The 14,560-nt window shown below is 44.8% G+C and carries 13 protein-coding genes; 5 read left to right on the forward strand and 8 right to left on the reverse strand.

From position 1 onward, the window contains the following. Positions 1-40: 40 nt before the first annotated feature. Complete coding sequence (locus ACED53_RS04630) at positions 41-832, forward strand: carbon-nitrogen hydrolase family protein (RefSeq protein ID WP_029225296.1); 792 nt, start codon at positions 41-43, stop codon at positions 830-832. 84 nt (positions 833-916) lie between these two features. Here the strand turns inward: ACED53_RS04630 and ACED53_RS04635 are convergent, their stop codons facing one another. The 7 genes from ACED53_RS04635 to ACED53_RS04665 form a co-directional block, all read right to left on the reverse strand. Further along, positions 917-1,918 (reverse strand): substrate-binding domain-containing protein, encoded by a 1,002-nt coding sequence (locus tag ACED53_RS04635; RefSeq protein WP_017099333.1) that lies wholly within the window; start codon positions 1,916-1,918, stop codon positions 917-919. A 152-nt stretch (positions 1,919-2,070) separates the two neighbouring features. Further along, complete coding sequence (gene rbsK / locus ACED53_RS04640; RefSeq protein WP_102579838.1) at positions 2,071-2,997, reverse strand: ribokinase; 927 nt, start codon at positions 2,995-2,997, stop codon at positions 2,071-2,073. Between the two features lie 226 nt (positions 2,998-3,223). Next, on the reverse strand, positions 3,224-4,102 hold the full coding sequence (rbsB, locus tag ACED53_RS04645) for a ribose ABC transporter substrate-binding protein RbsB (RefSeq protein WP_012600805.1): 879 nt from the start codon (positions 4,100-4,102) through the stop codon (positions 3,224-3,226). A gap of 173 nt (positions 4,103-4,275) precedes the next feature. Next, the gene (rbsC, locus tag ACED53_RS04650) at positions 4,276-5,268 is read right to left on the reverse strand and encodes a ribose ABC transporter permease (protein WP_009844905.1); all 993 of its coding nucleotides are present in this window, start codon (positions 5,266-5,268) and stop codon (positions 4,276-4,278) included. Beyond that, positions 5,265-6,770, reverse strand: a complete 1,506-nt coding sequence (rbsA, locus tag ACED53_RS04655) for a ribose ABC transporter ATP-binding protein RbsA (RefSeq protein ID WP_009844906.1) — start codon at positions 6,768-6,770, stop codon at positions 5,265-5,267. Before rbsA ends, rbsC begins: the two co-directional genes overlap by 4 nt. A gap of 113 nt (positions 6,771-6,883) precedes the next feature. After that, a complete protein-coding gene (rbsD, locus tag ACED53_RS04660) occupies positions 6,884-7,303 on the reverse strand; it encodes a D-ribose pyranase (protein WP_009844907.1) in 420 nt (139 codons plus the stop codon). A 279-nt stretch (positions 7,304-7,582) separates the two neighbouring features. Continuing rightward, complete coding sequence (locus ACED53_RS04665; protein ID WP_017099336.1) at positions 7,583-7,897, reverse strand: winged helix-turn-helix domain-containing protein; 315 nt, start codon at positions 7,895-7,897, stop codon at positions 7,583-7,585. A 392-nt stretch (positions 7,898-8,289) separates the two neighbouring features. Here ACED53_RS04665 and ACED53_RS04670 point away from each other — a divergent pair, with 392 nt between their 5' ends. Then, positions 8,290-8,919: a porin family protein gene (locus ACED53_RS04670; protein ID WP_017099337.1), complete on the forward strand. Its 630-nt coding sequence runs from the start codon at positions 8,290-8,292 to the stop codon at positions 8,917-8,919. 150 nt (positions 8,920-9,069) lie between these two features. On the opposite strand, the gene ACED53_RS04675 is transcribed toward ACED53_RS04670, so the two are convergent. Continuing rightward, positions 9,070-10,113: an endonuclease/exonuclease/phosphatase family protein gene (locus tag ACED53_RS04675; protein WP_017099338.1), complete on the reverse strand. Its 1,044-nt coding sequence runs from the start codon at positions 10,111-10,113 to the stop codon at positions 9,070-9,072. A 392-nt stretch (positions 10,114-10,505) separates the two neighbouring features. Between ACED53_RS04675 and ACED53_RS04680 the strand changes: the two genes are divergently transcribed. From ACED53_RS04680 to ACED53_RS04690, 3 genes are read left to right on the forward strand one after another with little or no spacing between them, the layout of a single operon-like run. Beyond that, positions 10,506-12,401, forward strand: coding sequence for an extracellular solute-binding protein (locus ACED53_RS04680; RefSeq protein ID WP_017099339.1), 1,896 nt, complete (start codon positions 10,506-10,508; stop codon positions 12,399-12,401). 12 nt (positions 12,402-12,413) lie between these two features. Further along, positions 12,414-13,502 carry a microcin C ABC transporter permease YejB gene (locus tag ACED53_RS04685; protein WP_017099340.1) on the forward strand — a complete coding sequence of 363 codons (1,089 nt, stop codon included), beginning with the start codon at positions 12,414-12,416 and terminating at the stop codon, positions 13,500-13,502. 31 nt (positions 13,503-13,533) lie between these two features. After that, positions 13,534-14,556 (forward strand): ABC transporter permease, encoded by a 1,023-nt coding sequence (locus ACED53_RS04690; protein WP_017099341.1) that lies wholly within the window; start codon positions 13,534-13,536, stop codon positions 14,554-14,556. The last annotated feature ends 4 nt before the right edge of the window (positions 14,557-14,560 follow it).

A 14,560-nucleotide genomic window follows, 5' to 3' on the forward strand; every position in this document is an offset into this window, starting at 1 on the left:
TAGTCTCAAGTTTGAAGTGTTACCGAGTAAGGATTCGATTTTGAATAGTGTCAGCGTCACTCTTGTCCAGCTTGAAGTTGAATACAAAAATAAACAAATGAACATCTCGCGAGTCTCTGAGCTTTTGGAAGCTGAGACGGCAGTGGGTGATATCACGTTGCTGCCTGAACTGTTCTCTACTGGATGTATCTTTAACGATGCCGCAGAAATTCATGAACTGTGTGAAGACTTCAATAACAGCCCGACCATTGATTCATTAACTGCGCTTGCCACGAAACATCAGACGTTAATCGTTGCGGGTGTCGCTGAGGAAGATAATGGTCAGTATTACAATAGCGTTGTGGTGGTTGATGGTTCAGGTTTGCGTCATAAATACAGAAAAGTCAGTCAAACGAAATTCGACAAAGAGTACTTTTCTAGAGGAAATGAACTTCTTACTTTTGAATACAAAGGCTTGAAGTTCGGTGTCGCGATTTGCTTTGATATATGGTTCCCGGAGATCATGAGACCGTATCAGTCGGTAGACGTTATTCTCCATCCTGCGAATTTTGGTGGTCATCATAGCTTTGCCATTGCACAAGCAAGAGCGTTAGAAGAAGGGTGTCATATCGTGACCTGTAATCGCGTCGGGCAAGATGTGGTTGATGCCTTTACCGCGACATATTGTGGCGGCAGTAGAACCTATTCACCGAAGGGAGACTTAATGCTTCAACTCAGTGAGCATCAGTCTGTTGAAACGATTAATATTCAAGACTTGTCTATTGCGCCTCAATACAATGGTGTTGATGTGTTAGATGAAATACAACAGATAGCGTCTGCGTTGAATCGTTAACAAGACAAGTAAACGCAATAGAATCGAAAAGGGCAAGGTTAGATAACCTTGCCCTTTGTGATTTAGTCTGTGGAGGGCTGAGCCCTAAATCGCTTTGACGCTGCTTCGTTCAACTAACGTTGGCTCTAACTCAACAACTTGCGGATACGCATCTGGTGTTTTGAGTCGGTTCAAGAGAGTATCTACCGCCGCTTTACCTAAACGGTGTTTTGGCTGGTGGATAGTGCTCAATGCTGGGGTCATGTATTTTGACAAGTGGATGTCATCGTAGCCAATGATCGAAAGATCGTTTGGAATCGACGTGCCATCTTGTGCGGCAGCGTGAATCATACCCATTGCCATCATGTCATTACTCACGAAGATTGCTGACGGCATTACGCCTCGGGTTTTTAGTGTTTGGTAAGAGTCAAAACCGCCGTCGCATTCGAAGTTGGATTCAACAATCCACTTAGGGTTGATCTCTAGCTTTGCTTCTTCCATCGCTTGCTTGAAGCCTTGATAACGAGAAGAGGCTTGATTGCGGTGAAGTGGGCCGGTGATACAACCAATCTGAGAGTGGCCGTTGTCTATCAAATGCTTGGTCGCCATGTAGCCACCTTGGTGCGAGTTGTCTTGGATCTTATCACTCGCGAACAGCATTGGGCCCCAGTCCATGACCACAACAGGTAGTTCTGGGTAGCGTTCAAATACGTCAATATGCTGCCCTTCAAGGGTTGAACACATCAACATCAAGCCATCGACTCTCTTTTGCAACAAGGTATCGATAGATGACTTCATACGGTCGCTGTCGCCTTCGGTGTTACACAAGATAAGGTTGTAGCCTTTCTCATAACAACGACGTTCAACACCTTTTACTACTTCGCCAAAGAATGGGTTTGTAGAGGTAGTAACCAGCATACCCAAGGTTTTGGTTTGCTTCATTTTCAAGCTGCGAGCCAATGCAGACGGCGCGTAGTTGAGTTCTTTAGCCGCACTGTTAACACGCTCAGCAATCTCTTCACTGACAAAACGTGACTTGTTGATCACATGGCTGACGGTTGAAGTAGAAACCTTTGCTAGCCGAGCGACGTCTTTCATTGTTGCCATAAAAAATCCTTGTGGGAGTAACTTGCCACGTTGCGCGATATTCTGCCTGAATACAGGGGCTTATGCTTGTTATTTGTTGTTACCGAATTTGAAGGCTAACATCCGTTAACTAAGGTTTAGATCAGGAGTTAAGCCTTCAAATGGGTATCAAGCTAGGCAGATAGTTGCTCTGATAAAAACGCATCGGTTTCAGAACGGCTCGGAATCGACGTTTGAGCACCAAAGCGAGTTACGGAAATAGCAGCAGCGGCATGAGCAAACTTAATCGCGCGCTCAAGTGGCATATCTTCAAGCAAGCCTGTCACCAATGCGCCGTTGAAGGTATCACCAGCAGCGGTTGTATCCGTTGCTTCAACGCGGAACCCAGCAATAAGCTCGCCCTTGTCGTTTTTACTTACCCAAACGCCTTTCGCGCCAAGTGTGATCATCACAGTCTCGATGCCTTTCGCGTGCAAAGCCAAAGCTGCCTGATGAGCGGATGCACTATCCGTCACGGTAATGCCCGTCAGCACTTCAGCTTCAGTTTCGTTGGGTGTGATCACATCAACACAAGCAAGTAATGAATCCGATAATGGACGAGCAGGAGCCGGGTTTAGAATAACTTGAGTGCCATTCTCTTTTGCTACTTTTGCTGCGTATTCAATGCCTTTAATTGGCGTTTCAAGTTGAGTTAGAAGGTATTTAGCGCCACGAATCTTCTCTAGATGCGGTTCAATTTGGTCGCAAGTCAGCTTGTTGTTGGCTTCAGCAGAAAGACAAATGCTGTTTTCACCTGTTGCTGATACTTGGATCATCGCGATGCCTGTCGGCGTGTTGTCTGCAACGATAACACCATCGATGTTGATGCCATCTTTAGCAAAACCTTTACGAATATTGATGCCGAATGGGTCGTCACCGACACAGGCGATAAAGCCGATATCTGCGTTTAATCGCGCTGCAGCTACCGCTTGGTTTGCGCCTTTGCCGCCAGGGATGACCTGATAGTTACCGCCAATCAAGGTTTCACCCGGACGAGGGAAAGAAGGAACTTGCAGTACGTGGTCAGCGTTAACGCTACCTAAAACAATCAGTTGAGTCATGATACGAGCCTTATGATATATCGTATTTGAAAATGCATGGGTCTTTCTCATTACGTAAATTGCTCGCCTTGTTAGACGGCTTATGAGAAACAGCGATGCACTGTCGGTTTTTTTGTTTTTTCTTGAGTCTGTGAACCAATGAGCTAGTGAGTTAAGAAAGCAGGGGATAGGGGACCCCTGCTTAATTAGGTCAAGAGTTAAGCTAAGTTAGTTGGTAATAGATAAGTTACTTAGCGATGATTTTTAGAGCTACTGGTACGTATTCGTCTACTGTCTCGCCTTTCAGTACTTTGTCTGCTATTTCAATACCTAAAGAACCGATTAGGTCAGGCTGTTGTGCAACCGTTGCGCCTAGTAGGCCGCGGTTAACAGCAGCGATACCGTCTTCAGTGCCATCAAAGCCAACGATCATCACTTCTTTACCTGAAGCCTGAACGGCGCGAAGAGCACCTAGTGCCATTTCATCGTTTTGAGCGAATACCGCTTGTACATCTGGGTTAGCAGCAAGCAAGTTTTCCATTACGTTCAGACCTTTAGTACGGTCGAAATCAGCAGGTTGGCTTGCAAGAAGCTCAAGGTCGCTGCCGTTTACTGCGTTCATGAAGCCTTCGCCACGTTCACGAGCAGCCGATGTACCCGCGATACCTTCAAGTTGAATTACTTTCGCTTTCTCGCCCACTTTTTCCATGATGTAGTGACCCGCCATTTCACCACCAATTACGTTATCAGAAGCAATGTGGCTCACTACGTCACCACGGCTTGCACCACGGTCTAGTGTCAGTACTGGAATGTTTGAACGGTTAGCAATGCGAATTGCGTTAGACACTGCATCTGAATCTGTAGGGTTAATCAGGATTGCCTTAACACCACGAATGGTTAGATCTTCAATGTTCGAAAGCTCTTTGCTTGGATCGTTTTGAGAATCAAGAACGATAAGCTTGTAGCCTAGCTCTTCTGCTTTCGCTTCTGCGCCATCTTTCATGGTTACAAAGAATGGGTTATTCAGTGTAGACAGAACGATTGCCATTGTATCTTGCGCCTGTGCAGACACAGATACTGTTGTAGAAAGAAGGGCAGCAGAAATAAGAGTCGCTAATTTTTTCATGGTGTAAGTCCTTTATGTAGGGTGAGCTAGGTTGGATAACCCTAGCTCGTTGTTACATTATTTATAGATTTAATGTTTATAGGTTTGTTACTGATAGATATTTCAATTAAAGGTGCTTTTCTATGGGTTTTCTATAGATAAAGCAGGGTGTTGCATTGACTCAAACTAGAGTCTTATTTGTTTTTGTTGTCGACCAATACTGCCAGAAGAATAACCACTGCTTTTGCAATCATCTGGTAGTAAGAAGATACGTCTAATAGGTTTAGGGCGTTGTTTAGGAAGCCGATAATCAGTGCACCTATCAATGTACCCATAATGCGACCACGACCGCCCGCTAAGCTTGTGCCGCCAAGAACCACGGCTGCGATGGCGTCTAATTCATAACCCATACCTGCGGTAGGTTGAGCAGATGACAAACGCGATGCCACGATGATGCCAGCCACTGCAGCTAGCAGGCCACAGATTGCGTAAACGCCGATTTTCACTTTGTCTACGTCGATGCCTGATAGGCGAGTTGCTGATTCGTTGCCACCCAGTGCGTAAACGTAACGACCAAAGCGTGTGTGGTTTAATAGGTACCATACTGCTGCGAACACCACGACCATGATCCATACTGGAACTGGGATGCCCATTGCGTAGCCTGTACCGAACCAAGCGAATGCGTCTGCTGTGTCTGTGAAGCCTGTTGAGATAGGGCGACCGTCGGTGTAAACCATGGTTACGCCGCGAAGTAGTGTCATGGTTACAAGCGTTGCGATGAAGGCTTGGACTTTACCCTTAGCGATAATCACACCACTAATAGCACCTAATGCTGCACCAGCTACTAGAGCGGTTGGCACTGCGATCATCACAGGGATTTCCATGCCAATCATGCTGGCTGCGAATGCACCACAAAGCGCAAGTACAGAGCCGACACTCAAGTCGATACCCGCGGTTAAAATAACCAGTGTCATACCGACTGCGATAATCGCGTTAACTGAGGTTTGACGCAGGATATTCAGAATGTTGTCGACAGTAAAAAAGTTTGGGTTTAGGAAAGAAACGACAACAATCAGGAAGATCAAAGCAATCAATGACTTTTGATCAATCAGCCACTCTTTGCTGATTAATGGTTTTTTCTTTGGCGCTTCAGTTTCAGTTGTTTTGCTCATGGTTTTAGTACTCATGCTGCGTCCTCGTTGATCTTTTTACCGACCGCACACGCCAGTAATAATTCTTGGTTTGCTTCTTTAGCATCAAATTCACCGCTTACACGGCCTTCATGCATCACCATGATGCGGTCACTCATTCCTAACACTTCTGGCATTTCAGATGAGACCAAAATAATGCTCATGCCGTCGGCTTTAAATTTATTAATGAGTTGGTAAATCTCTTTCTTAGCACCGACATCGACACCACGCGTTGGCTCATCGAGAATCAATACTTTTGGTTTTGTCATCAAGCCTTTAGCGATAGCCACTTTCTGTTGGTTACCACCAGAAAGGTTGCCAATGATTTGCTCGCGAGTCGGGGTTTTGATGTTGAAGAGCTTGATGAAGTCATCCACGGCGATCACTTCGTCTTTATGTTGGATTTGACCGCTCTTTGTCAGTAGGTCAAGTGAACATAAAGACATATTCTCTTTCACTGAAAGCCCTAGAACTAAGCCGTCGCCTTTACGGTCTTCAGAGATGTAAGCAATGCCATTCGCCAAGCCATCTTTCGGGCTTACCGGGTTGATGGTTTTGTTTTCTAGGTTGATGACGCCGCGTTCACTTGGAAGGGCACCGTAAATCACTTTCATCAGTTCGGTACGACCTGCACCCATTAGGCCAGATACACCAAGAATCTCGCCGCGCTTTAGAGTAAAGCTCACGTCATGAACACCAGAACCTGTCAGGCCAATCACTTCAAGGCAGGTTTCACCGTGGCTCTGTCCGATACGTGGATATTGCTCGTCCAGTTTACGGCCAACCATCATCTCGATTAGGCCATCTTCGTCGGTGTCTTTTACTTCACATTGTCCAATGAACTTACCGTCACGAAGCACGGTGATGTCATCACAAATCTCAAAGATCTCTTTCAAACGGTGAGAGATGTAAACAATGCCACAGCCTTCATCACGTAGTTCGTTAATTACTTTAAATAGAGACTCAGTTTCGGTATCGGTTAGTGCATCCGTTGGCTCATCCATGATGATGACCTTAGATTCAAACGATAGGGCTTTCGCTATCTCTACCATTTGCTGCTCACCAAGGCTTAGCTGACCTAAAGGAGTTTTTGAACTGTGTTTTACGTTAAGGCGTTTAAGTAGCTTGTCCGCTTCTTGGTACATTTCGTTCCACAAGATACGTCCCATGGTGCCTGTGATTTCACGACCTAAGAAGATGTTCTCGGCGATGGTTAGCTCAGGAATTAGGTTCAACTCTTGGTGAATGATGCTAATGCCGGCTTGTTGTGAATCACGTGGTCCTTTAAATGCTGCGGGTTTACCTTGGTATGCGATAGTGCCGCCGTCCAAGTGGTAAATGCCGGTAAGCACTTTCATCAACGTTGATTTACCTGCACCGTTTTCCCCCATTAACGCCATTACGCGCCCTGGGTAAACGTTGAGGCTCGCCTTATCTAGTGCTTTAACACCTGGGAAGGCTTTCTCAATTGAGCTAAGTTCTAAAATGGCTTGAGTCATGTCGGTTCCTTTACTCGGGGCCAGTTGTATTTGATTGTTCTGCATAAATATTGTTTTGGTTCAGTGATGACACTGAGCTGTCGTTGCGCTTAGGTTCAAACGCTGAGCTTGAGCTAAAAGGTTACGCCAGCTTGGAAAATAACATTTGCGTATGGCGTGCATTCGCCAGTACGAATAACCGCGCGGCTGTCATGCGTTCGCTCTTTGAATTCTTCATGAGTGATGTAAGTAATCGAAAGCGATTTGCCGCAACGCGCTTCTTCTGTCTTAACTAAATCAATCAGTGCAGCGTGATGGTCTGGGCTTACTTTCGCAAACTCTTCTGCAATCACAACGCCTTCAATCTGAGATTCATCCAGCATGGTTTTTACTGTTTGCTGAAAGCTCGGAACACCATGAGTTAAGGCAAGATCAATACGAGTTACGTGATCTGGAATCGGCAAGCCCGCGTCACAAATCGTGATTTCATCTGTGTGGCCAAGAGTCGCCACTAAGTAAGAGAGTTCAGAATTAATTAGAGTACTTTTTTTCATATCACGACCTATCGAAAAATAACGTTTAATGGGTTGAGAACAACTCAAGAAAAACCATCGAAACGTTTCGATGGTGATAATAGTGTCTGATTTATCATTTGCACTCTTCACTTTCCTAGAGTGTGATAACGATCATCGAAACGTTTCGATGGGGCGTTTTTTAGTGATCTTAATCAACGCCATTGATTGCATAAATACGTTCACAATGGAGATATAAAGAGTGCGCTACGGCGTGTTGCTCATACAGTTTTGACACAATGTAGTGTCGCTTAAATTTAATTAAGTGGGGTCAACCGACAAAATGTAGCCAAACTTGGTGATTGTGGTTATCTGAATGTCTGGTGTTCTTAAGCGCGTAAAAACATTACGCAGATTATAGATGACGTTAGCAAGTATGTGAGGAGAGGTGAGTTCCCCTTCCCAGCACATATCAATAATATCTTCCCTAGAAACGGGATCCCCTAAATTTTCTGCCAGTAAACAGAGCACCGAAAGTAGGTGAGGGCGTAAAGTGATTTTATTCCCCTGTTCATTAGTAATCGTTCGAGAGTCAGTATCAATGATTAAGCCGTTGAGCTCTATTGTGTGGTTCATCGTGTTTCTATTCGTCTTATTCTGAATGGTTGAGATTGAGTTAAGTCGCAAGCTACTAAAGCGTGTGGATTATGCAAAATCACGCCACTCTTGAAAGTAAGCTTGCGTAAGTGCGAGGTGGAAAAACCTAAAAACCGGATGATTTGGAAGGGAATAGATTGTTCAAACAAACGTTAGGTGTTTTTTTATTTCTTTTTTATTCAGGCTCTTATGGTGTTTTAACTAATTCTGTTGTCTGGGGTTATAAAGTGATTACATTTTTATTTATTTTTTTGTTTTCTGTGAGCCTATCATGTTCGCGAATTCGACGGGGTGTCGGGTAACTCTAACAAGATTGTGCAGCACAGGAAGGCGTAACAATCTTGATTTGCATTAAGTAAGGTCAAGTAGTAATGGGCAATAAATTAATTCTAAGCATCGCAATGATGTCAGCATTTGCAGCAAACAATGTAATGGCAGCGGACAGTGGTTTGTATCTAGGTGGTGCCATTGGTACTTCTGGCGTCGATGATGGTGGACTATTTTCATCAATTAAAGAGCCAGTGACGTTTGAAGCAGAAGACAATGCTTACCGTATCATTGCTGGCTATAAGTTTAACCGTATTGTATCACTTGAGCTTCAGTACACGGATTATGGTGATGTGGTTGCTAAATATCCTTTAAGAAGCAACGCTGGCTTTACATGGACTCCTCAAGTCTTTTCGATTGCTGCAAACCTTGGTTATACGTTTGATAATGGCGTTCGCCCATTTGGTACAATTGGCTTATCTTCAATCGATCTCGATATGAAGTATGCAGACGGTTCACGTCCTTCAAGTTCTGATTTAGATGATTCTGGTGCAGGTGTACGAGTTGGTTTTGGCGTTGAGTACACGCCACTTTGTGAATTAAGTCTGAGACTTGGTTATGAAGCCGATGCATTTACAGTAGAAGTTGACGAAGGCAGCTCTTGGAAACAAAGAAAGGTAGAGAAAGATATTGTATTGGCTTCTTTCTACCTTGGCGCAACCTATAACTTTTAAGTTCCGTAATTGGATAAACGGTAAATCGGTTTCTAAATGGGGCGTCGGTTGGCTCAACCCGTTTGGCTAAAGTGGAAGGCCGCAGTTTTTGACTGCGGTTTTTTTCATGTTCAACTCAGGTAACTCTCGATTGAAGATGTAATCGAATAGCTAGGCTTCACGGATATGAGCGGTGACAGCAACGATGGCATGGTCAGTACTGAATTGGTCGTGTTCAAAGCTGGGATTGATGAGGTGATGGTCGAGCACTGTGTAGCAAGAGATTTCCATCATGCTTGATGAGTTCTGACAGTCAAATTCGTTCGACATTAAAATGTAATCCAGAACAGAACCAGAGGCACCGTAATAGTGGGTTGGTTTGCGTTGTTCAAGTAAGTCTTGTTCATGCAATTGATGATAAATATCCCAGCTGTCTTTTAACCGGAAGTGGGAAAGCCAATGCTTGCTGTTTTCGTCTCTGTTTATTGAATAACTTAATAGCCCTTTAAACTCGTCGTTGAATAGAGGCTTATTAAAGTCACCCATTAACACAACAGGCTGATCGGTTTGGTAACGATGATTGGTGATGTATTGATGCAGCATCTGAGCTTCAAGGCCGCGCTGCACGCTAGATAACCAAGAGCCAAGTTGCTCTTGGTGGAAGCGAGTGAGCGTGTCACTTTGTGATTTTTCACCTTGCTGAGCGTTATCCACATCGATAGATTCTGCTTTGGGTTCTGTCGGACGTTGTGATTTGAAGTGCACCACATAACAGTCGGTTGAACCTAAATGGGGTAACGTAATCGTGGCATGAACAGGCGTTCTGTTGAATGAGAAATTGTCTCCAAGGTTGAACGCTGTCAGTAACTTCGAATCTGGCGTAACAGGCTGTACATTTTCAATTGGGTAGCGGGATGCGATACCAACGACAGGGGAGGTGTATAGGTAATCATCTTCAACGTCTGCGCTATCGACCACTGCAAAGTATGGATAACCTAGCTCATTCATCAAATGCTCTAAAGACTGCGGGCTAAATATCTCTTGAAAGCCAATCACATCACAATCTAATGAACGAATCGTTTCAGCCATCCAGTGCTGTTTCTTCTGCCATTCATCGAAGCTGTAGATGTTCTCAAAATCATAATACGCATTCGGCGGTTCGAGATAGTTCAGCAGGTTGAACGTTGCAAATGTTATGTGGTTTGGTTTGTTCAAAGTGTCATTCCATTTAGACCTAAGCAGCAAGGATACTCCAGTAAAGTATAGTTTGTTGATTATTTAGAACCTAAATTTCACTTTCAAAGCGAATCAAAGGGAATCTAAACCGTGGAGGCTTATGTCATTCTCGCTAGAGCAATCTCCTTCCCCCGTTCTTTCCAGCGCCACCAAGCTAATTAAAGGAATCAAAGCAATCAGCGCCAACTGCATCCAATAACTTCGAGCGGTGACGAGTTAATTGTAAATAAACCGTCAGAGATGAAGTGCTGATGGTTTTATTAGTTATTACATGATGTTAGATTTGAACCTATACTTGTTTTAACGGCATGCATTCAAAGCCGATTAATCAACTTGAATATAGAATTCATAACATTTGAAGGGAGAGTCAAATGGGAACAGATTTCCGAAGCAAAGCCTTGCAGCGCACTCAGTTTTTCAGGTCTAATTTGAAGTCATGTGCAGTCATGCTGCCGCTTATTGCTCTATATCCCTCCGTCACACACGCTTCTGATACCGAATCAACTCCTACTGTCACCGTTATTGAAACCACACAATTGGTTGGTTTTGGTGAAGCAAAATATCCAGCCGATTTCACTCACTTCGATTACGTTAACCCTGATGCGCCAAAAGTAGGCAAAGTGACTTATGGCAGCATAGGTACCTACGATAGCTTTAATCGATTCGGTTCCCGCGGCGTTGCTGCCAGCTATACGGGGGAGATTTACGATACCTTGATGTTTTCTCCGAGCGACGAGATCGATGCGTATTATCCATTGATCGCCTCAAAGGTTCGCTACGCCAGTGATTTCACTTGGATGGAAATCAACATCAACCCAAATGCTAAATTCCAAGATGGTAAACCAATCACGGCTCACGATGTTGCCTTCACCTTTGACAAGTTTTCGAAAGAAGGTGTGCCTCAGTATCGCGTGTATTACAAAGAGATTGAATCAGTAACGGCTGTCTCTGATTTGGTTGTTCGAATTGAGATGAACAAGCCAAACCGCGAGAAGCTGTTTAGCTTTGCGCAAAGCACTCGTGTGTTGCCGAAGCATTTCTGGAAAGACAGAAAGCTGTCTGAACCTCTAAGTGAGCCACCAGTAGGCAGTGGTCCCTATAAGATCATTAGCTATAAATCTGGGCAAAGTGTGACCTACGGCCTAGATGAAAACTACTGGGCGGCAGACCTACCAGTCAACGTTGGCCGTAATAACTTCAAGCAAGTGCAATACGATTACTACCGTGACGACACGGTAATGTTGGAAGCTTTTAAAGCAGGGGAGTTCGATCTTCGAACCGAGAACTCGGCTAAGTTCTGGGCCAACTCTTACACAGGCGCGAACTTCGATAAAGGCTACATCATTAAAGAAGAGATCAACCATGAGAAGCCTGAAACGACTCAAGGTTTTGTCTTCAATATTCAATCTCCTGTGTTCTCAGATCCTAAAGTTCGAGAAGCGTTAACCTATGCGATGGACTTTGAGTGGATGAACAAGAACATGTTCTATGGTCAGTACAAACGTACTCGTAGTTATTTCCAGAACACCGACTATGAAGCGAAAGGCTTACCAAGCGCAGCTGAAGTTGAATTGCTGTCTCAGTACAAAGATCAGATTCCAGCGCGAGTGTTTACCAAAGAATTCCAACCTTCAGTCACCGATGGCAGCGGCCGTATTCGTAGCCAAATGCGTACCGCTTTCAAACTGCTGAAAGAAGCGGGTTGGGTATTGAAAGACAAAGTGATGACCAACGAAAAGACCGGCAAGCCGATGTCATTTGAGTTGCTGATTTACAGCCCAACCACGGAACGTATCGCAACGCCGGTTCAAAAGAACCTTAAGCGCATGGGTATTGAGATGAAGATCCGTACCATCGATACGACTCAGTACATCAAGCGCTTGCGTGATCGTGATTTCGACATGGTGTCGTCGTCATTTTCCGCAAACCCTTACCCTAGCCCGAACTTAATGATCGTTTGGAACTCTAACTACATTGATTCTACTTACAATACTGCAGGTGTTATCGATCCAGTGGTTGACGCGTTAACAGAAGAAATTGCGCGTAACCAACAACATCCTGAAAAGCTTCTTACTCTCGGTCGTTCACTGGACCGAGTATTGCAGTGGAATTTCTACAACATCCCGCAATGGCACGTTGGTGAATATCGCGTAGCAATGTGGGACAAGTTTGAGCGTCCAGATGTATTGCCTAAATACGATTTAGGTATCGATACATGGTGGATTTCAGAAGAGAAGGCGGCATTGCTTCCTGAAAAACGTCGCTAGGAGTTAGTTAGCATGGCCGCGTATATATTTCGACGTTTATTGTTGGTGATCCCCACGCTGTGGGCGATCATCACCATCAACTTTTTCATCATCCAGATAGCGCCCGGAGGCCCGGTAGAGCAAGCCGTTGCTCAATTAGAAGGGCATAACTCTGGCATCATGGAGCGCTTTTCTGGTGGTGGGCAAGAAGTTGATTTAAGCGAAAGTGACCAAGCGTCTGCGAGTGGTTATAAAGGCTCTCGCGGGCTTGATCCTGAAGCGGTTGAAGAGATAAAAAAGCAGTTTGGTTTTGATAAGCCGATTCATGTTCGCTACTTCGACATGTTGAAAAACTACGCGACCTTTAACTTCGGTGAAAGCCTGTTTAAAGGCGGTAACGTGATTGATCTCATCATCGAGCGACTGCCTGTTTCCATTTCCTTGGGATTGTGGAGTACGTTAATCATCTACGTGATCTCGATACCCTTGGGCATCATGAAGGCGATACATCACGGCTCTCGTTTTGATATTTGGTCGAGTGCGGTGGTGATTGTCGGTTATGCCGTTCCAGGCTTCTTGTTTGCGATCATTCTGATTATTTTGTTTGCAAGCGGTAACTATTTCAGTTGGTTCCCATTGCGTGGTCTGGTGTCGAGTAACTTTGATCAGCTCAATTGGTATCAGCAAATAGGCGACTATTTTTGGCACTTAGCTTTGCCTATTTTTGCTATGGTCATCGGCGGCTTTGCCACACTCAGCATGCTGACCAAAAACTCCTTCCTTGATGAGATCAATAAGCAATATGTGGTGACCGCGAGAGCGAAAGGCTTGGACGAGAGCAGTATTCTCTACAAGCACGTTTTCCGTAACGCGATGCTGATCATTATTGCCGGTTTCCCGAGCGCATTTATTAGTATTTTCTTCACGGGTTCTATGTTGATTGAAGTGATGTTTTCACTCGAAGGCATTGGTTTGCTTGGCTTTGAATCAACCATTCAACGTGACTATCCCGTGGTGTTCAGCTCTCTCTATATCATGACCTTGCTTGGCTTGGTGCTGAGCATTATCTCCGACCTGACGTATACCTGGGTTGATCCTCGAATTGATTTTGAAGCGCGTTAATGGCGAATGAATAAAAAGGTATTGATAATAAATGTTTAACAACCCTTTAGCTGAAGCTCGTTGGTTACGTTTTAAAGCAAACAAGCGTGGTTTTATCTCCCTTTGGATATTTACCATTTTGTTTGGATTGAGCCTGTTCGCTGAGATCATCGCCAACGATAAGCCACTCTTGGTTTCTTATGATAATCAGTGGTTTGTACCTGTTATCAATGAATACGCCGAGACCGAATTTGGTGGTGAGTTTGAAACCGAAGCCGACTACAAAGACCCGTATGTTATCGAACTCATTGAAGACCGCGGCTACATCGTGTGGCCAATCATTCCGTTTAGCTACGACACGATAAACTTCGATATTTCGGGCGCGGTGCCGTCGGAGCCTGACTCGGTGAACTGGTTAGGAACCGATGATAAAGGGCGAGATGTATTAGCTCGCATCATTTATGGGTTCCGTATTTCTGTCTTATTTGGCTTTATTCTGACGATTGTATCGAGCGTGATTGGTGTGGTTGTTGGGGCGACCCAAGGTTACTACGGTGGCTGGGTGGATCTGTTTGGTCAGCGCTTCATTGAAGTTTGGTCAGGGATGCCGACCCTGTTCTTACTGATCATTCTGTCGAGTTTTATCGAGCCGAACTTCTGGTGGTTACTCGGAATTATGGTGCTGTTCAGTTGGATGAGTTTGGTAGGCATCGTTCGAGCCGAATTCTTACGCTGTCGTAATTTTGATTACGTTCGTGCCGCCCAAGCGATGGGTGTTGATGACAAACGCATTATGCTTCGTCACATGTTACCCAATGCGATGGTGGCTTCATTAACCATGATGCCGTTTATTTTGTCTGGCTCGGTCACTACGTTAACCTCATTAGATTTCTTAGGCTTTGGTCTTCCTGCGGGTTCGCCTTCATTGGGTGAACTATTGGCGCAAGGTAAAGCTAACTTACAAGCGCCTTGGCTTGGCATTTCTGCTTTCGTCGTGCTTTCACTGATGCTTACGTTACTGGTCTTCGTTGGTGAAGCGGTGCGTGATGCCTTCGACCCACATCAACAGAAGTAAGGAT

Origin of the sequence: Vibrio sp. 1F169, assembly GCF_041439605.1 — a bacterium.
Lineage (GTDB): Bacteria > Pseudomonadota > Gammaproteobacteria > Enterobacterales > Vibrionaceae > Vibrio > Vibrio tasmaniensis_A.

Excerpts from the sequence above, each read along its gene's own strand:
- ACED53_RS04635 (WP_017099333.1), bottom strand. The coding sequence starts at position 1,918 with ATGGCAACAATGAAAGACGTCGCTCGGCTAGCAAAGGTTTCTACTTCA.
- rbsK (WP_102579838.1), bottom strand. The coding sequence starts at position 2,997 with ATGACTCAACTGATTGTTTTAGGTAGCGTTAACGCTGACCACGTACTG.
- rbsB (WP_012600805.1), bottom strand. The coding sequence starts at position 4,102 with ATGAAAAAATTAGCGACTCTTATTTCTGCTGCCCTTCTTTCTACAACA.
- rbsC (WP_009844905.1), bottom strand. The coding sequence starts at position 5,268 with ATGAGTACTAAAACCATGAGCAAAACAACTGAAACTGAAGCGCCAAAG.
- rbsA (WP_009844906.1), bottom strand. The coding sequence starts at position 6,770 with ATGACTCAAGCCATTTTAGAACTTAGCTCAATTGAGAAAGCCTTCCCA.
- rbsD (WP_009844907.1), bottom strand. The coding sequence starts at position 7,303 with ATGAAAAAAAGTACTCTAATTAATTCTGAACTCTCTTACTTAGTGGCG.
- ACED53_RS04665 (WP_017099336.1), bottom strand. The coding sequence starts at position 7,897 with ATGAACCACACAATAGAGCTCAACGGCTTAATCATTGATACTGACTCT.
- ACED53_RS04670 (WP_017099337.1), top strand. The coding sequence starts at position 8,290 with ATGGGCAATAAATTAATTCTAAGCATCGCAATGATGTCAGCATTTGCA.
- ACED53_RS04680 (WP_017099339.1), top strand. The coding sequence starts at position 10,506 with ATGGGAACAGATTTCCGAAGCAAAGCCTTGCAGCGCACTCAGTTTTTC.
- ACED53_RS04685 (WP_017099340.1), top strand. The coding sequence starts at position 12,414 with ATGGCCGCGTATATATTTCGACGTTTATTGTTGGTGATCCCCACGCTG.
- ACED53_RS04690 (WP_017099341.1), top strand. The coding sequence starts at position 13,534 with ATGTTTAACAACCCTTTAGCTGAAGCTCGTTGGTTACGTTTTAAAGCA.